Source organism: Mesorhizobium sp. CO1-1-7, from assembly GCF_020164885.1.
In the GTDB taxonomy this organism is placed as follows: Bacteria; Pseudomonadota; Alphaproteobacteria; order Rhizobiales; family Rhizobiaceae; genus Mesorhizobium; species Mesorhizobium australicum.
The window spans coordinates 25,477-42,391 of the sequence record NZ_JAIUHA010000015.1 but is presented as its reverse complement, the minus strand read 5'-3'; the positions used below and the strand labels follow the sequence as shown (position 1 = coordinate 42,391).

Sequence of the window (16,915 nt, the reverse complement as noted above, 5' to 3'; positions counted from 1 at the left end):
AAGGCTTTGCGGGCGTTTGGCATGTCAGGGGTGCAGGGTCAATTCAGCTTAGGGTGTAGGTGGGGCATTTTGGGCGGTTGGCCAATCTCCCCGAGGAGGGCGGAGATGGCTCTTCTTCCTCAAACCGCGATCCTCGGCCTGCCCGAGGCCACCGCCACGATATGCGCTTCGATGAACATGCGCTGCGCTTCGACAGTCGAGACCCGGAACTCCGTCGCCACATCGATCTCGGCGCTGTCGGTGCCGGCATCAAGAGCCCGCTGGGCGACAATGGCGCGCACATCGGCCTCGGCGGCCGCGATCGCCGCCGCCTCGTCGAGGAAATCGCGCACCATCTCACCCGAGGCAAGCCGGAACAGGCCTTCCTTGGGTTGGCTGACGCGGGCCTCCGCCGAAACCCTGACCTGGCCGACGACGGCGCCGAGCGCGTTGGCGACGTCGGTATCCCGGGGCACGACGCAGTCATTGCCCACCAAGGGCGCCAGGCCGGCATAGTGCAACGGCGCCGAAGCGCCGAGCCCGATGACCGGCCGGTCGAGCGCGACGCTGAGGCGGGCGATGCCGGGGTGAGCGTCGACGGCGCGCTGCACCAGCGCGTGCGCCACCGTCGCCGCGCCGTCGAGCCCGTCCTCGGCAAAAGCGGTTTCCAGGATGTATTCGGCCGACCAGCGCGTCAGGGTCAAGAGCACCCGTTCAGAGATCACTTCCGGCGAGGCCGCGATCGCCTGGCCACGGCCGTCGCGCTTGCGGGCGAACAGTTCGGCGCCAAGGCGGGCGGCGGCGGCATCCCAGTTCGCCTGTTTGCCAAGCACGTGCGCGGCGTCCGACGGGGTGAAGCCCGAGATGTGCACCAGCCCGCGCGAGACCAGCCGGTTCAGCGTGGCATTCTGGGCATTCGAGGTCAGCAGCCTGTCGAGGGCAAGCGGCGTCGCGCCGATCGCTTCGTAGAGCTTTGCCTCGGGGGCGGTCAGCCCCGCGGCGAGCCTGTCAGGCACGCCGGTGCGGACCGCGAAGCGGCCATCCATGCGGCCTGTGTTGGGCGCACGCAACTGGCGTTCGAGTTCCGCCGTCACCGCCTCGCCATGCGCCATGCCGGACAGCGCCAGCGGCACCAGGCGGCGCGGCCCGAGCAGGATTTTCGGATTGAGCGCGCCATCCTCCAGCATCACTTCGGAATCGCCGCCGAGGCCGAAAGTGCGCATCGCGACCGCCTCGACCATGGTGCGGAAACCGCCGACGGTGGCGCCTTCCGGATCGAGCCGCGGCCGGCCGCCGTCGAGCACGGCAACGTCGGTGGTGGTGCCGCCAATGTCGGAGACCACCGCGTTGTCGAGCCCGGTCATGTGGCGGGCGCCGACCAGGCTGGCGGCGGGGCCGGAGAGGATCGTCTCGATCGGCCGCTGGCGGGCAAACGCCGCCGAAACCAGCGCGCCATCGCCGCGCACAACCATCAACGGAGCGGCGATGTTGCGGGCCTGAAGGAACCCCTCGGTCGCCGCCACCAGCCGGTCGATCATCGAGATCAGCCTGGCATTGAGCAGCGTGGTGAGCGCCCGGCGCGGACCGCCGAGCTTGGCCGACAGCTCATGGCTCGCCGTAACCGGGAGGCCGGTCCTGTCGCGGATCAGCTCGCGGGCGGCGATTTCGTGCGCCGGATTGCGGGTGGCGAAATAGGCACAGACGGCAAAGCCGGACACCGACACGCCGAGTTCCGGCAGCATCGCCTCCAGCCCGGACAGGTCGAGCTTGCCGGCATTGCCATGCACATCATGGCCGCCCGCACAAAACACCACCGGGTCGGTGCCGAGCGCGGTCTTCAGCCCGTCGCGGGCAAGATCGGCCTCGGAAAAGCCGATCATGACCAGCGCCACGCGGCCGCCCTGGCCCTCGACCAGCGCATTGGTGGCGAGCGTCGTCGACATCGAGACCAGTTTGATATCGGCCGGATTGGTGCCCGCCTTTTCCAGCACAGCATCGACGGCGCCCGAAATGCCGACGGCCAGATCATGCCGCGTGGTCAGCGCCTTGGCCTTGGCCAGCACCTTGCCCTTGTTCGGCCCCTCCCGCGGACCCTCGGTCTCGGACCACAACACGGCATCGGTGTAGGTGCCGCCGGTGTCGATGCCGAGGAAGAGAGGGGCAGACTTGGTCTTGGCGGTCATTTTGGGCGAAAGTCCGGGCAGATTGTTTGGTTGCCTGCCCTTAGCCGATACCGGCTTGCGGATAAAGCCGGGAGAGATAGGCCACAAGCGATCTCCCCCCTCGTGGGGAAGATCGGCTACCTATCTATCCCACAAACCCAACCTTCTTGTGGCTGCCATCGCAGAACGGCTTGTTGGCCGAGTGGCCGCAGCGGCACAGGAAGACCTTTGTGGTGCGGTCGATCGTGTGGCCGGTGCCGGTGACGATCTCGACATTGCCTTCGAGCTTGAGCGGGCCGTTCGTGGTCGGCGTCACCTGCAGCGGGCCGTCGCGGACCTCCAGCGCCGGCGTGTCCTTCAGCGCCGGTTCTCCGGTGGCGGCAAAGCCCGCCTTGATATGGCTGTTGTCGCAGAACGGCTTGTTCTGGGAGGCGCCGCAGCGGCAAAGCGTGGCGCGGAAAAACGTCTCGGCGCCAAGCACGATCTCGGCATGCACCGCCAGCGGGCCGTTTTCGCGCAGCCGCACGGTGTTGACCACGGGCGGCTTTTCCCGCGGGCCGCCATCCTTGCGCGCATAGGTGATGGCGCCCGAGGGGCAGTTCTCGGCCAGCGCGACGATCTTCTCGACGCTGGCCGCCTCGGGATGAATCCATTGGCCCGGCGCGTTGGGCTCGAAGACATGCGGGTCGCCGAGCACGCAATTGCGCGAATGGATGCAGCGCTTGCCGGAAAACCCGACGTCGATTTTTTCGCCCTCGACCGTGCCGGCCATCGCGGTGCTCCTGTTGCCTGGAGTACGCCGCGCCTGAATGCACAGGCGCGGCGTACCCTTGGTATGGTCTTGTTTCGGTGCATGTCGTCGCGCCGAAACCGGAACCGATTTTGGGCGGCATGCATGGCCAAGCTATGGCTCGAACAGGAAAACCGTCAAGCGGGCAACCGGTCAGGGGACCAGATCGATCTCCTCGGTTTCGCCGCCGCTGCAGGTGTAGCAGCAATCCTCGCATTTTTCCTTGTTGCCGGGGCCGACGCCCCAATAGGTGCCCTCATCGCCATCGACCCAGGCGCCGTAGCAGATCGATTCGCCTTCGTTGCAGGAAATCGGCAGCTGCTTGGTCTCGCCGTCGTCGAGATAAAAATCCTTGCCACTGCCAGGCCAGACATAGTCGCGGTCCTGGCTATAGAGTTCCAGACGCATGGCGTTGGGATGGCTGTTCTTGACAGCGAAGGTGACGTCGCCGGCCTGGGCGGCCGATGCAGACAGGACGGCAAGCGAAAACGCGGCGGCGAGCCGGCGCGCGAATGTGAACGACATGGAAAACCCCCGATGTAGAATCGGCCCCCACGGCCGATAGGGGATCATGGCACGACACGGCCGGCCGCTAAAGGGATGATGCCGGCGATTGTTTCCAGATCGTCGCGGCATTTCGCCTTAGCGCTGCCAGAATGGCAGCTTGGCGATCTCAGCCTTGGCCTGCAATTGCGTCAGGCCAATATCGTCGATCAGATGCGGACTGACCTCGGACATTCGCTTGAGGTCCCAGCGAAAGCGTGTCCGCTCGCGCCAGCTTGCCACCATGCTTCGCAGGGAGCGCGGATGCGACGATCGTTGGACGGGCACACCCGGCCGCACTGCCCGATGCTGGACCGATGCGATTGTATTGTTCACGGCAACCTCCATTGGGTTTGGCGGCCCACACCGTTGGGAACCGTGGACCTCACCCGGAAAGAGATTGAATTCTGCAGGATACGAGCGGCGCCGTAATTAAGCCCTCCCAAATAGTTCTCAAAAGTTCCAAACTTGCGCTAACTGTTTGTTTTGACGCCACTCTCGGGAGGGCTAGCCCCGCGTTTCCTGGCGAAACCGCTTCGCACTTTTCCCGGAATTGTCTATAGATGCGCCAATGCAGGGAGAGCGCTTCGCCTTTGGTCCGTTCGTGCTTGATCCGGGTGCGGGAACGCTGCTTCGGAACGACGATCCCGTTGCCGTTGGCTATCGGGGGCTAAAGCTGCTTGCGGCGCTCGTCGCAAAACCCGGCGAAATCTTGGGAAAAGCCGAACTGATGGACGCGGCGTGGCCGGGCACGGCCGTCGAGGAAGGCAACCTCACCGTCCAGATCGCGCAGCTACGCAAGCTGCTCGGCCCGCCTGGCATTGTGGGTGAAGGGGGCGGGGAATGGATCACGACCGTTCCGCGCGTCGGCTATCGTTTCACGGGGGCCGTCGAACAGCTCGCCGGCGCCAAGCCGAAACCCTTGCCGCTGCCGGACAAGCCTTCGATAGCGGTGCTGCCCTTCGTCAATTTCAGCAACGATGCCGGGCAGGACTCTTTCTGCGACGGCTTGACCGAAGACCTGATCACCGACCTGTCCAGGATCTCCGGCCTGTTCGTCATCGCGCGCAATTCGACTTTTGCCTACAAGGGAAAGGCAATGGACGTGCGCGAGATCGCCAGGGAACTCGGCGTTCGTTATCTGCTGGAGGGCAGCGCGCGGCGCGATGCGGGGCGGGTGCGCATCAACGCGCAGCTGGTCGACGCGGCCAGCGGCGACCATCTATGGGCGGAACGCTTCGACCGCGGCCTGGACGATATCTTTGCCGTCCAGGACGAGGTGACCGCCAAGATCGTGGAGGCATTGCTCGGCCGGCTGCGCGCACCGCCGCCACGCAACCGGCCCACCAATCTCGACGCCTACGACCTGTGCGTGCGGGCGCGCAAGCTGATCGATGATTCGCCGCAGACCGCACGGGAAGCGCATCTGATGCTGACGCGCGCGGTTGCGCTCGATCCCCACTACGCCGAGGCCTATCGCTGGCTTGCCATGAACCACTGGATGGGATGGGTGCATTGGGGCGAGCCGATCGACCCTAACCGCCGCATTGCCCTGGAGCTGGCGCGCAAGGCGGTCGCGATCGATCCCAACGATGCCGGGTGCCACTGGGTGCTCGGCAATTTGCTTGCCTATGAGCATGAGTTCGCCGAGTCGGAGGCCGAATTCGCCAGGGCGTTCGAACTCGACCCGAACGAGGCCGATGCCTGGGCGACATTGTCCGACATAACGACCCTGGCCGGGCGGGTCGGGGAGGCCCTGGAGCAAATCCGCAAGGCGTTCCGGCTGAACCCGTTTCCACCGAGCTGGTACTATCTGACACTCGGCCAGGCGCAATATGCGGCGCGCGACTACGCAGGCGCCGTCGAGACGCTGCGCCGGGACGAGACCTACCGCACCAGCTCACGCCGCTTCCTGGCGGCAAGCCTTGCGCAACTTGGCCGGCTCGAGGAGGCGCGCACGGAGGTGGAACTGTTCCTCGTCGGCAATCCGCATTTCACGACCCGCCATTGGGTCTGGACGGAGCCCTTCCGCGACGACGCGACGCGCGAGCACTTCCTCGATGGCTTTGGCAAGGCCGGCCTTCCCGACTGACGCGCCGGGGTGGCTCCTGCACCGAAGCGCCGCTACGGTACCAGGTCGATGGTTTCGGTCGTGTGCTCCACGCAGATGAAGCAGCAGGTATCGCAAGGCTGGTCGTTGTCTGGCCCGACGCCGGCGGAAATCTTGTCGTTGCCATCGACCCAGGCGCCATAGCAGATGCGTTCGCCCTGATTGCAGGAGATCGGCACTGATTTCTGCGAGCCCGGATCGACAAGGAACACCTTGTCGTTGCCCGGCCAGACGGTCTCGCGATCGCGGCTGAACAGCTCGACCGCGACCCCCTCCTTGCGCAGGTTCTTGACGAAAAAGGCCATGTCGGCGGCCTCGGCCGAATTGGCCAGGACCAGTGCCGCCAGCGCAAGCATGCGAAACAGCGTCACCGCCGACCTCCCCGAATCACCGCGGGCAGGTTCGCACGGCGGCCGGGAACTAGGAAGACACGTGGCCCTGCGCGGTGATCTCACGTCCCAGCCTCACCACTTCATGGATCAGCAGATCGAGATCGTCGCGTCGGGTGCGATGGTTGGTGATCGCCACACGCAGCCAGTGCCCGCCATGCACGGTGGTGTCGGAGAGTGCAGCGATGCCTTGCTCCTGCAGCCGCAACATGATCTCGGTGTTGAGCGCCTTCAGCGCTTCGCCCGCCAAACCGGGCTGATAGCGGAAGCAGACGATGTTGATGGTCGGCGCCGCCGCAAGCTCCAGCGAAGGCTCAGCCTCGATCAGCCCGGCCAGATAGGAGACCTGCGCGATGTTCTGGTCGATCAGGCGGCCGAATTTTTCGACGCCATGTTCCTTCAGTGCCATCCACACTTTCAAGGCACGAAAGCCGCGCGACGTCTGCAGACCATAATCGTGCAACCATTCGCCGGAAGCGAGGCCGCGCGGCGTCGATTCCAGATATTCCGGCGTCACCGCGAAGGTCCGGCGGTGCGCGGCGGCGTCCCTGACCAGGGCACAGCCGACCTCGAACGGCGAATGCAGCCATTTGTGGGGATCGAGCGCGACCGAATCGGCCCATTCGATGCCGGCGACGCGGTGGGCGTTTTGCGGGGCGATGGCGATCAGCGCGCCGATGCAGCCATCGACATGGAACCAGAGGCCTTCCTCGTGAGCGAGTTTGGCAAGCGCCCGCAGGTCGTCGATCGCCCCAGTGTTGACCGTGCCGGCATTGCCGACGACGCAGGCCGGTTTGAAGCCGGCTGCCCGGTCCTCGACGATCGCCGCGCGCAACGCGTCGATATTGATCCGCAGCCCGGCATCTGTCGGGATGCGGCGCAGCGCCCGATTGCCGAGGCCCAGCGCTTCCATCGCCTTGCGGTGGCAGGAATGGATCTGGTCCGAGCCATAGAAGCGCAGCGGCTTCTCGATGGCTGAAACGCCGTGCTCGCGCACGTCGACGCCGGCCTTGACGTTGCGCGCCACCGTCAGCCCGATGATGTTGGCCATCGAGCCGCCGCTGACCAGCGTGCCGGAGGCCGAGTCTGGAAAGCCCAGCATCTGCTTGCACCAGTTCACCACCTGGCCGTCCATCAGTCCGGCGGCATGGTTGCCGCCACCGAGGTTGGAGCCCTGTATCGCCGCAAGGAAATCGCCGAGCGCGCCGGTGAAGTTGCTGGACCCCATATACCACGACCAGAACCGTGGATGGATGTTGCCCATCGGATAGGACATCACGGTGCGGGAGACCTCGCCATAGACGACGGCAAGCGGTGCCGGCGAGCGCGGCAGGGGTGCGGTGAAAAGATCCCGCACCTCGCCGGGCATCTCCCGCCAGACGGGGCGCTCGCGCACCTCACGCAGGTAGTCTACCGCATCGTCGATGATTCGATGCGAGAAGGCCTGCACATCGGCCCAGTCGGCGGGGTCAAGCGTTTCCTCGGCCGCCATGCCGAGGCTTTCCTGCGCGATGTCCATGACAGCCTCCCGTCAAGCCGCCGGAAACTGGCAGCCGGGCGTCGAGCGCGAGAGCGCCAGCTCATCGGCATCCATTTCAGCCTCGACGCCGTCGAACAGCGGCGTCGACATGTAGCGCTCGCCCGTGTCGGGCAGCATGCACAAGATCACCGATCCGGCCGCCGCCTTCTCGGCGACCTGGCGCGCGACGGCGAAGGTGGCGCCGCCGGAAATGCCGGTGAAGATGCCTTCCTTCCGCGCCAGCGCCCGCGCCCATTTGATGCCCTCCGGACCGGCGATCGGCATCACCTCGTCATAGAGGCTGGCGTCGATCGCCTCCTGCAGCACGTTGGGGATGAAGTCCGGCGTCCAGCCCTGGACGGGATGCGGCTCGAAGGCCGGGTGGCTGGCGGCTGGCGCGCCATCGGCACCGCGCTGCTGCGCCTTGCCGCTGCCGACCAGTTGCGCGTTGGCCGGTTCCGAGAGCACGATGCGGGTGTCGGGCCGTTCGCGGCGCAAGACCCGCGCCACGCCGACGACCGTGCCGCCGGTGCCATAGCCGGTGACGAAGCAGTCGAGCCGCGAGCCGGCGAAATCGTTTATGATTTCGCGCGCGGTCGTCGACTCGTGGATGGCGGCATTGGCGGCCGTCTCGAACTGGCGGGCAAGGAACCAGCCATTGGCCTCGGCCAGTTCGACCGCCTTCTTGTACATGCCAAAACCTTTTTCGGCGCGTGGCGTCAGCACCACCTTGGCGCCCAGCATGCGCATCAGCTTGCGGCGCTCGACGGAAAAGCTGTCGGCCATGGTAACGACCAACGGATAGCCTTTCTGCGCGCAGACCATGGCAAGCCCGATGCCGGTGTTGCCGCTGGTCGCCTCGACCACGGTCTGGCCGGGCTTCAGCGCGCCGCTGCGTTCGCCCTCTTCGATGATGTTGAGCGCCAGCCGATCCTTCACCGAGGCGCCCGGGTTGAAGAACTCGGCCTTGACGTAGATGGTCGCATGGGCCGGACCCAGATTGTTGACGCGTACCACCGGCGTGTCGCCGACGGTGTCCAGGATGCTGTCGAACAATCGGCCGCGCCCCGCGGTGGTTCTGATTTGTTGTTTGTTCAACATCGTCGATCTCCTCGATCGTGTTCTCACGGGCCGGTTACAAACCGGCGGCCTGGGCGGCGAGGTTTCGACACCTTGCCGCGATATGACGTGCCGCTCATACGGCAAAGGTGACATCGGGCGCGAAAGCATCGCCACCGGATGCGCCGTGTCGGGTCTGTGATAGAGTAAGGGCCGACAGGCCAACGTGGGAACAGGCGTGGAAACCGACGTGGAAACCGCACAGGCGAGGCGGGACGGCAGGGCAACGGCCCCGTCCGTGCGCCTGCTCGGAACGCTGGCGATCACACGCGACCAAGTGCCAGCCACCCTGCCGGGCTCGCGCAAGCTGCGGGCGCTGTTGGGTTATCTGGCGCTGGCGCCGCACCCCGTCGGCCGCTCCCGCCTGTGCGAGCTTTTGTGGGATGTGCCCAACGATCCGCGTGGCGAGCTGCGCTGGTGCCTGAGTAAGTTGCGCACCGCTCTGGACGGGCCGGAACGGGATCGGGTCGTCACACAAGGCGATACAGTGGCGCTCGATCTCGAGGATTGCCCTGTCGATGCGCTGGAGGTCAGCCGCGCCGGCTTCGAAGGCATCGCAACGCTTGGTGTCGAGCGCCTGCCGGCGCTGGCGAAATTGTTCGCCGGCGAGTTCCTTGACGGCCTGGAGCTTGAGCGAAGCCCGCTTTTCAACAGCTGGCTGACGGCACAACGTCGTCGCTTCGGTGCCTGGCACGTGGCCGTGCTGGAAAGGCTCGTCGAAACCTTGCCGGCGGATTGCGACGAAGCGGTCGCTCATCTCGACAGATGGCTGGAACTGTCGCCGTTCGAGGAGCGCGCGCACCGGGCGCTGCTGGCCAGTCTGGCGCGGCGTGGCGCCGTCGGCGCGGCCGAGCAACATCTGGCGGCGGCCGAGCAGCTGTTCGGGTCGGAAGAGCTGGATTTCGCGCCGCTGCGCGCGGCCTGGCAAGCGATCCGCGAGCGGCGGCCGGCCGGCTTGTCCATGGTATCGCAGCCGGTGGCCGGGCCGACCGTCGCCGAGACCACCGAGCCGAGCCACGCTTCGCTGGCGGTGATGCCGTTTGCCGGAGAGGCGCGCGGCGGACCGGCCGACGGTTTCACACACGACATCATCACCCGGCTGGCCAAGCTTCGCGATTTCTTCGTCATCGCGCGCGGGTCGGTGTTTGCATTGGCCGAGGAAGCCATCGCGCCCGAGGAGGCGGGCCGCCGGCTGAATGTCGACTATGTGGCCACCGGCGCGGTGCGCAACCCGGCCGGCAGGCTGGTCGTCAACGTCGAACTGATCGAGGTGCGCACGGCCAGGATCGTCTGGGCCGAGACGTTCGAGCGACGGTCGGACGATCTCTTCACCGTGCTCGACGAGATCGGCGACAGCATCGTGTCGTCGATCTCGTCCGAGATCGAGACGGTCGAACGCAACCGCGCCCTGCTCAAGGCTCCCAACTCGCTCAATGCCTGGGAGGCCTACCACCGTGGCCTCTGGCACATGTACCGTTTCACGCAGGCCGAGAACGAAACGGCACGGCACTTCTTTGCCAGCGCCCTGCGGCTTGATCCGACCTTCGCCCGCGCCTATGCCGGCCTGTCCTTCACCCATTGGCAGAACGCCTTCCAGCGCTGGGGCGACCGCGATCGCGAAAGCGCGCTGGCGTTCGAGAGTGCCGGGCAGAGCTTGCTGGTCGATGACCACAATCCGGCCGCGCACTGGGCGATGGGGCGGGCGCTGTGGCTGCGCGGCGAACTGGACGGCTCGCTCGGCGAACTGGAACAGGCGGTCAAACTCAGCCCCAATTTCGCGCTTGGCCACTATGCGCTGTCCTTCGTCCATTCGCAGTCGGGCGACCCGCGGGCGGCGATCGGCTCCTCCGACCATTCGCGCCATCTCAGCCCTTTCGATCCGCTGCTGTTCGGCATGCTGGGGGCGCGGGCCATGGCGCACGTCCGGCTCGGCCAGTTCGAGGAGGCGGCCGGATGGGCGCTGAAGGCAGCCGCCCGGCCGAACGCGCACGCCATCATCCTGGCGATCGCGGCACATTGCCTGGCACTGGCGGGGCGGCTCGAAGAGGCGCGCGGCTTTGCCGCCGCCATCCGCAAGACGTTGCCGGACTACCGCGCCGACGATTTCATCGCCACTTTCCGCTTCGAGCCCGATGCCGAGGCGTTGTTTCGGCAAGGCGCCAGGCGGATCGGGCTCGGCTGAGTTCGTGCTTGAACACCTGCGTTAACGAAGTCGGAAGGAGTTGCTTAACCGTTCACGGCTATGTGACCTACGGGGGGTCGATTGCAAAGTGAGTATGATGAGCGACAGCCCTGAGAAGCGCAGCGAATGGCGCGCCATTTTTTATGTACAAGCCCGCGTCGCCATCCTGTTCGTGCCGGTGGTTGCCAGCCTGCTGCTCATCGCCGCCCTTGCCGGCAACGATCGCAAATCCGTTCCCGACGTTGACCGCACGGTCACCGGATCGGTGCGATAAAGCAGGCCGAACCTGCTTTCCCCGGCTCTTCGAAGCACTCAATAGAAGCGCGGGATCGGGCCGTTCTGCGGGGTGGTGCGGTCGCCGAGGTCCAGAAAAACCTCGTCAACATAGCACCAGCCCCAGCCTTCCGGCGGGTCGTAGCCCTCTATGACGGGATGGCTGGTGGCGTGAAAATGCTTGGTGGCGTGGCGGTTGGGGGAGTCGTCGCAGCAGCCGACATGGCCGCAGGTGCGGCAGAGCCGCAGATGCACCCACCACGAGCCGCTCTTCAGGCACTCCTCGCAGCCGAGCGCGCTCGGCGTCACGTCCTTGATCCCAGCGGCGTGCTTGCATTCATCCGCCATCACACTCTCCCGACCTATCTCTCATTCGAAGCATGATCTTTTCCGAAAACCGGTTCCCACCTTTCGGGATCATACTTGAGGCGCGTCGGCCTGGCTGCCGTCCCGCGCAAGAAATGCATGCAACGCCGCCACCACCTGGGCGCCCTCGCCGACAGCCGCCGCGACGCGTTTGACCGAGCCGGAGCGCACGTCGCCGATGGCGAACACGCCGCTGCGGCTGGTCTCCATCACGCCATGCGCCGATGCTATGTCCGATCCGGTGCGGATGAAACCCCTGGCATCCAGCGCCACGTCGGATTGAGCGAGCCAATCGGTGTTCGGGTCGGCGCCGATGAACAGGAAGAGATGGCGGATCGGCCGCGTCGTCGAGGCGCCGCTCGAGCGGTCGCGCCAGCGTACGGTGGCAAGATTGCCTGCCTCGCCGTCCAGCGCCTCGATTTCGGCGCCGGTCAGCACCTCGATGTTCGGCTGCGCCCTGATGCGCTCGACGAGGTAACGCGACATCGAGACCTCGAGACTGCCGCCACGCGCCAGCAGCGCGACTTTCCTGACCTGGCTGGCCAGATAGACGGCCGCCTGGCCGGCTGAATTGCCGGCGCCGACCAGCGCCACTTCCTGGCCGCCGCAAAGCCGTGCTTCGATGGGCGAGGCCCAATAATGCACGCAGGTGCCCTCGAACTCGGCGAGGTTGGCGACATCGAGGCGACGATAGCGCGCGCCGCTGGCGATCACCACCGAGCGCGTGCGCACCGTCTCGCCGTCGCCGACCGTGAGCTGGTAGCGCGCGCCGTCGGTGGCGGCACCGAGCAGCTTCACCTCGTCGGGGATGACCATCTCGACGCCGAATTTCTGCGCCTGGTTGTAGGCGCGCGCCATCAGCGCCATGCCGGTAATGCCGGTGGGGAAGCCGAGATAGTTCTCGATGCGAGCGGAGGCGCCGGCCTGGCCGCCGAAGGCACGGCAATCGAGCACGATCGTCGACAGCCCTTCCGAGGCCGCGTAGACCGACGCCGCCAGACCGGCCGGTCCGGCGCCGACGATGGCGACGTCATAGACCTTGCTGGCGTCGACCGGCCGCAGCAGGCCGATGCAGCGGGCGAGGTCCTTCTCCGCCGGATTGAGCAGCAGCCTGCCATTCGGGCACAGCACGACCGGCAGGTGGTGGGGATCGACCTGGAAGTGCTCGAACAGCGTCTTCGCGCAAGGATCGGTTTTGGAATCGAGCACGCGGTGGGGCTGGCCGCTGCGGGCGAGAAAGCCTTGCAGGCGAAGGACGTCGCCATTGTCGGCAGGTCCGACGATGATGGGACCGATCGTGCCGCTCTCGAGCAGCCCGACGCGGCGCAGGATCAGCGCCCGCATGATGCGCTCGCCGAGATTGGCCTCCTGCACCATCAGGTCGCGCAGTCGTTGCGACGGGATGACGAACGCCTCGACCGGCTCGGTCGCCTGGGCATTGACCAGCGAGGGACGGGCCGAAAGCTGCGCCAGCTCGCCGGCGAAGTTGCCGGGCCCATGCGTAACGATCGTCTCGCGCCGGCCGAATTGCCGTCCTGGGTGATATCGACCTTGCCCGCCAGCACCACGATCAGCCCCGGGGACACATCGCCGGCCTCGAAAATGTGCTCGCCGGCGGCATAGGCGCTGGCCTCGCCGAACCGCCGCATGCGATCGATGTCCGCCTCGGCGAGGACGGGAAAAGCCTAGTCGCGGCGGGCGCCGAAGATCGCGGTGCTGGATTGAGACATGATTGCGAGCGTAGCGAAGGGGACGCGCGGTTTGAAGCGGTTTGTTCGGGGACTGGCCAGGAGGGCAGGTCATCGGGCAAGAAAAAAGCCCGGACGAACCGGGCTTTTTCTCAGGGTTTCTGAACCGATCGAATGGTTCGAAACGGGAATTTGGTGCCCAGAAGAGGACTCGAACCTCCACTCCTTGCGGAACACGGACCTGAACCGTGCGCGTCTACCAATTCCGCCATCTGGGCTGGTGCGGGCTCAATAAGCGGGCAAGCGATTGCTGTCAACGCGCTTTTTTAAACCCGCTGCTCGCTTGCCGGCTTAGCCTTCCAGCACTTCCTTCGAAGCCACGGTCGAATCGGCGTTGAGCTGGTAGATCACCGGCACGCCGGTGCCGAGTTCCAGCTTGACGATCTCCTCGCCTGACTTGCCGTCCAGCGCCATGATCAGCGCGCGCAGCGAATTGCCGTGGGCGGCGACCAGCACCGTGCCGCCGCGCAGCACATGCGGCTGCAGATCGTGCAGGTAATAGGGCCAGACGCGGGCGCCGGTGTCCTTCAGGCTTTCGCCGGCGGGCGGCGGCACATCATAGGAGCGGCGCCAGACATGCACCTGCTCCTCGCCCCATTTCTGGCGCGCGTCGTCCTTGTTGAGGCCGGAGAGGTCGCCATAGTCGCGCTCGTTCAGCGCCTGGTCGCGAACGGTCTGCAAGTCGCTCTGGCCGACCGCGTCGAGAATGTGCTGGCAGGTTTTTTGTGCCCGGATCAGCGCCGAGGTGAAGGCGATATCGAACTTCAGGCCGCGCGCCTTGAGTTTTTGGCCAGCAGCCTTGGCCTCGGCATGGCCCTGCTCCGTCAGATCGACGTCGCGCCAGCCGGTGAACAGGTTCTTCAGGTTCCATTCGCTCTGGCCGTGGCGCACGAGCACGAGGGTTCTCGACATTTTTGCTCCTCTGGGGTCTGAGCATTCCAGGAAAAGTGTGTAGTGGTTTTCCGTCCTGCGTAAGAACGAAGATGGTTCAGGGTCGTTTCAGGCAAGCCCAAGCACGTCCCGCATCGAATACAGTCCCGGCTTCTGGCCATGCGCCCAGAGTGCGGCCTTGACGGCACCGCGGGCGAAGATGGCGCGGTCCTCGGCATGGTGCGACAGCGTGATGCGCTCGCCGGTGCCGGCCAGGATCACGCTGTGGTCGCCGACCACCGAGCCGCCGCGCAGTGTGGCAAAACCGATCGTGCCGGTTTGTCGCACACCCGTATGGCCGTCGCGCGAACGCACATCATTGCCGGCCAGCGCGATGCCGCGCCCGGCGGCGGCCGCTTCGCCGAGCAGAAGCGCCGTGCCCGAAGGCGCGTCGACCTTGTGCCTGTGGTGCATTTCGAGGATCTCGATGTCGAAATCGTCGGCGTCGAGCGCGCGTGCCGCCTGTTCGACCAGCACCGCCAGCAGATTGACGCCGAGGCTCATATTGCCAGACTTGACGATGGTCGCGTGGCGGGCGGCGGCAGCGATTTTCGCGTTGTCGTCGGCCGAACAGCCTGTCGTGCCGATGACATGGACGATGCGCGCCTGCGCCGCGTAACCGGCGAACTCGACCGTCGAGGCCGGGGTGGTGAAATCGAGCACGCCGTCGGCCCTGGCGAAGACCGGCAACGGATCGCTGCCGATCGCCACGTCGATGCGGCCGACGCCGGCGAGTTCCCCCGCATCCTTGCCCAGGTGAGGCGAATCCGGGCGCTCGACCGCGCCGATGACGCGGGCGCCCGGAATGGCGTGGATGGCGCGGATCAGCGTCTGGCCCATGCGGCCGGCCGCGCCGACCACCACAAGGCCCATATCGCCGGCCGGCTCGCCTGATGTGGTCTCGCTCATGGCGTGCTCCCGGCGATGTCCTGGGTCTCTAGTTCCTGAACCGAAGTTTCGGCCGGGGCGCTGTCGTCGACAAGCCCCAGGCCCTTGACGCCCTGTATCCGGTGGAAACGGGCATAGACGCTGTGCGGGTCGGCCATCAGCGAGGCATGCGTGCCCTCTTCGACCAGATGGCCCTGTTCCAGCACGATGATGTGGTCGGCATTGACCACGGTGGACAGGCGGTGCGCGATGACGATGGTGGTGCGCCCTTCCATGACCTTAGTGAGCGCCTGCTGGACGCGCGCTTCGGCCTCGTTGTCGAGCGCCGACGTCGCCTCGTCGAGCAGCAGGATCGGCGCCTGGCGCACAATGGCGCGGGCAATCGACACGCGCTGGCGCTGGCCGCCGGAAAGCGTGGCGCCATTCTCGCCGACCGGCGTGTCATACCCTTGCGGCTGCTGGCGGATGAACTCGTCGGCCGCGGCCAGTCGCGCGGCCTGTTCGATCTCGGCATCGGTGGCCGAGGGGCGGCCATAGCGGATGTTGTCGCGGATGGTGCCCTCGAACAGATAGGGCGCCTGCGAGACATAGGCTATCGAGCCGCGCAGCGACTGTTTGGTGACCTTGGAAATGTCCTGGCCATCGATCTCGATCGTACCGCTCTCGACGTCGTAGAAGCGCTGCAGCAGCGCCACCAGTGTGGTCTTGCCGGCACCGGAGGCGCCGATGACGGCGGTCATCTTGCCGGCGGCGGCGACAAAGCTGAGGTCCTGAAGGACAGGCGTCTCCTCGACATAGCGGAAGGACACGTTGTTGAAGCGCACTTCGCCCGTGGTGAAGTTTGCCTTGGTGGCGCCAGGCGCGTCGCCCTGCTTCGGCTCGAGGTCGAGCAGCTCGTAGATCATGCGTGCATTGACCAGAGCCCGTTCCATGCCGACCTGCATGCGTGCCAGGCGGCGCGCCGGATCATAGGCCAGGATCAGCGCCGTGATGAAGGAGAAGACCGCGCCAGGCGGCTGCCCGAGAACCAGAGCCCGGTAACCGGAATAGGCGATGACGGAGGTGACGGCGAAGCCGGCCAGCATGTCGGAAATCGGCGACAGCCGTTCGGAGACGCGGGCAATCTTGTTCGAGCGCTGTTCGGCGTCGCTGGCGAGCTTGCCGATGCGGCTGGACAGTTCGTCCTCCATGGTGAAGGCCTTGACGATGGCGATGCCTTGCGTGGCTTCCTGAACGGCGCCGATCAGGCGCGAATTGATCAGCACGGATTCGCGGGTAATGCGCCGCACGCGACGGGTGAGATAGACGACGGCCCAGATCAGCGGCGGTCCGATCAGCAGCGAACTAAGTGACAGGACCGGATCCTGGTAGACCATGACGCCGAGCAGGCCGAGCAGCGTCACCGCGTCGCGGGTGATCGAGGTCAGCGTCAACGACAGGAGGTCGCGGATGCCGCCGACGTTTTCGTTGACCTGCGCCGCCAGCCGGCCGGAGCGTGTATCATTGAAGAAGCCGACGCCGAGCTTCATCAGGTGATCGAAAATGCGCTTCTGGTAGCGCGCCACCAGATTGTTGCCGATCTTGGCCAGCGCCACCGCCTGGCCATAGCCGGCAAAGCCGCGCAGCAGGAAGGCCGCCATGAAGCCTGCGCAGATCCACACGATCGCGTCGCCACGCCGTTCGTAGAAGATCTGGTTGACCATCGGGGCCATGATCCAGGCCGTGAAGGCGGTCGTGCCCGAAACGATCAGCGAGCAGGTGATGACCATCACATAAGTCCAGCGATAGTCGTGGCTGTTCTCAGCGAGAATGCGGCGCAGCACCGCTGTGACCTCGCCGGGCCGGGCTTTCAGCTTGTTTGGAGTTTGAAGTGTCAAATCAGAGGGCTTTGTCGGTTTCGCTTCCCGTGGCCGGGCA

The 16,915-nt window shown here is 65.9% G+C and carries 16 protein-coding genes, 1 tRNA gene and 1 pseudogene; 4 read left to right on the top strand and 14 right to left on the bottom strand.

Annotation, left to right across the window (positions count from 1 at the left end; all coding sequences use genetic code 11):
- Positions 1 to 119: 119 nt before the first annotated feature.
- The 4 genes from LB516_RS27350 to LB516_RS27335 all read right to left on the bottom strand — a co-directional run bounded on the left by LB516_RS27350 (position 120) and on the right by LB516_RS27335 (position 3,810).
- A complete protein-coding gene (locus LB516_RS27350) occupies positions 120 to 2,162 on the bottom strand; it encodes a hydantoinase/oxoprolinase family protein (RefSeq protein WP_224720704.1) in 2,043 nt (680 codons plus the stop codon).
- Between the two features lie 124 nt (positions 2,163 to 2,286).
- Complete coding sequence (locus tag LB516_RS27345; RefSeq protein ID WP_224720703.1) at positions 2,287 to 2,913, bottom strand: CDGSH iron-sulfur domain-containing protein; 627 nt, start codon at positions 2,911 to 2,913, stop codon at positions 2,287 to 2,289.
- Between the two features lie 171 nt (positions 2,914 to 3,084).
- A complete protein-coding gene (locus LB516_RS27340; RefSeq protein ID WP_140824613.1) occupies positions 3,085 to 3,456 on the bottom strand; it encodes a hypothetical protein in 372 nt (123 codons plus the stop codon).
- Positions 3,457 to 3,573: 117 nt separating this feature from the next.
- Entirely contained in the window at positions 3,574 to 3,810 is a 237-nt protein-coding gene (locus LB516_RS27335) for a DUF1127 domain-containing protein (RefSeq protein WP_015314698.1), read from the bottom strand.
- A 235-nt stretch (positions 3,811 to 4,045) separates the two neighbouring features.
- Here LB516_RS27335 and LB516_RS27330 point away from each other — a divergent pair, with 235 nt between their 5' ends.
- The gene (locus LB516_RS27330) at positions 4,046 to 5,566 is read left to right on the top strand and encodes a winged helix-turn-helix domain-containing tetratricopeptide repeat protein (protein ID WP_224599541.1); all 1,521 of its coding nucleotides are present in this window, start codon (positions 4,046 to 4,048) and stop codon (positions 5,564 to 5,566) included.
- A 32-nt stretch (positions 5,567 to 5,598) separates the two neighbouring features.
- On the opposite strand, the gene LB516_RS27325 is transcribed toward LB516_RS27330, so the two are convergent.
- From LB516_RS27325 to LB516_RS27315, 3 genes are read right to left on the bottom strand one after another with little or no spacing between them, the layout of a single operon-like run.
- The gene (locus LB516_RS27325) at positions 5,599 to 5,955 is read right to left on the bottom strand and encodes a hypothetical protein (RefSeq protein WP_015314700.1); all 357 of its coding nucleotides are present in this window, start codon (positions 5,953 to 5,955) and stop codon (positions 5,599 to 5,601) included.
- Between the two features lie 49 nt (positions 5,956 to 6,004).
- Positions 6,005 to 7,492, bottom strand: a complete 1,488-nt coding sequence (locus LB516_RS27320; RefSeq protein WP_224720702.1) for a pyridoxal phosphate-dependent decarboxylase family protein — start codon at positions 7,490 to 7,492, stop codon at positions 6,005 to 6,007.
- 12 nt (positions 7,493 to 7,504) lie between these two features.
- Positions 7,505 to 8,593, bottom strand: coding sequence for a PLP-dependent cysteine synthase family protein (locus tag LB516_RS27315; protein WP_224720701.1), 1,089 nt, complete (start codon positions 8,591 to 8,593; stop codon positions 7,505 to 7,507).
- Between LB516_RS27315 and LB516_RS27310 the strand changes: the two genes are divergently transcribed.
- From LB516_RS27310 to LB516_RS27300, 3 genes are all read left to right on the top strand, one after another.
- On the top strand, positions 8,535 to 8,753 hold the full coding sequence (locus LB516_RS27310) for a hypothetical protein (RefSeq protein WP_181172879.1): 219 nt from the start codon (positions 8,535 to 8,537) through the stop codon (positions 8,751 to 8,753). The genes LB516_RS27315 and LB516_RS27310 overlap by 59 nt on opposite strands.
- Before the next feature lie 36 nt (positions 8,754 to 8,789).
- Entirely contained in the window at positions 8,790 to 10,793 is a 2,004-nt protein-coding gene (locus LB516_RS27305; RefSeq protein WP_224720700.1) for a BTAD domain-containing putative transcriptional regulator, read from the top strand.
- Positions 10,794 to 10,890: 97 nt separating this feature from the next.
- Positions 10,891 to 11,067 carry a hypothetical protein gene (locus LB516_RS27300; protein ID WP_015314704.1) on the top strand — a complete coding sequence of 59 codons (177 nt, stop codon included), beginning with the start codon at positions 10,891 to 10,893 and terminating at the stop codon, positions 11,065 to 11,067.
- A 38-nt stretch (positions 11,068 to 11,105) separates the two neighbouring features.
- Here the strand turns inward: LB516_RS27300 and LB516_RS27295 are convergent, their stop codons facing one another.
- The 7 genes and pseudogenes from LB516_RS27295 to LB516_RS27270 form a co-directional block, all read right to left on the bottom strand.
- Positions 11,106 to 11,414: a UBP-type zinc finger domain-containing protein gene (locus LB516_RS27295; protein ID WP_015314705.1), complete on the bottom strand. Its 309-nt coding sequence runs from the start codon at positions 11,412 to 11,414 to the stop codon at positions 11,106 to 11,108.
- Between the two features lie 69 nt (positions 11,415 to 11,483).
- Positions 11,484 to 12,809, bottom strand: coding sequence for an NAD(P)/FAD-dependent oxidoreductase (locus LB516_RS27290; RefSeq protein WP_318011850.1), 1,326 nt, complete (start codon positions 12,807 to 12,809; stop codon positions 11,484 to 11,486).
- 51 nt (positions 12,810 to 12,860) lie between these two features.
- Positions 12,861 to 13,235: pseudogene (locus tag LB516_RS29195) on the bottom strand (hypothetical protein); the annotation flags it as partial.
- 78 nt (positions 13,236 to 13,313) lie between these two features.
- A tRNA-Leu gene (locus LB516_RS27285) sits at positions 13,314 to 13,398 on the bottom strand.
- Between the two features lie 73 nt (positions 13,399 to 13,471).
- Positions 13,472 to 14,092, bottom strand: a complete 621-nt coding sequence (locus tag LB516_RS27280; protein WP_140619831.1) for a 2,3-bisphosphoglycerate-dependent phosphoglycerate mutase — start codon at positions 14,090 to 14,092, stop codon at positions 13,472 to 13,474.
- 87 nt (positions 14,093 to 14,179) lie between these two features.
- Positions 14,180 to 15,019: a 4-hydroxy-tetrahydrodipicolinate reductase gene (dapB, locus tag LB516_RS27275; RefSeq protein WP_140711991.1), complete on the bottom strand. Its 840-nt coding sequence runs from the start codon at positions 15,017 to 15,019 to the stop codon at positions 14,180 to 14,182.
- Positions 15,016 to 16,875 (bottom strand): ABC transporter ATP-binding protein, encoded by a 1,860-nt coding sequence (locus LB516_RS27270; protein ID WP_015314709.1) that lies wholly within the window; start codon positions 16,873 to 16,875, stop codon positions 15,016 to 15,018. Before LB516_RS27270 ends, dapB begins: the two co-directional genes overlap by 4 nt.
- Between the last annotated feature and the right edge of the window lie 40 nt (positions 16,876 to 16,915).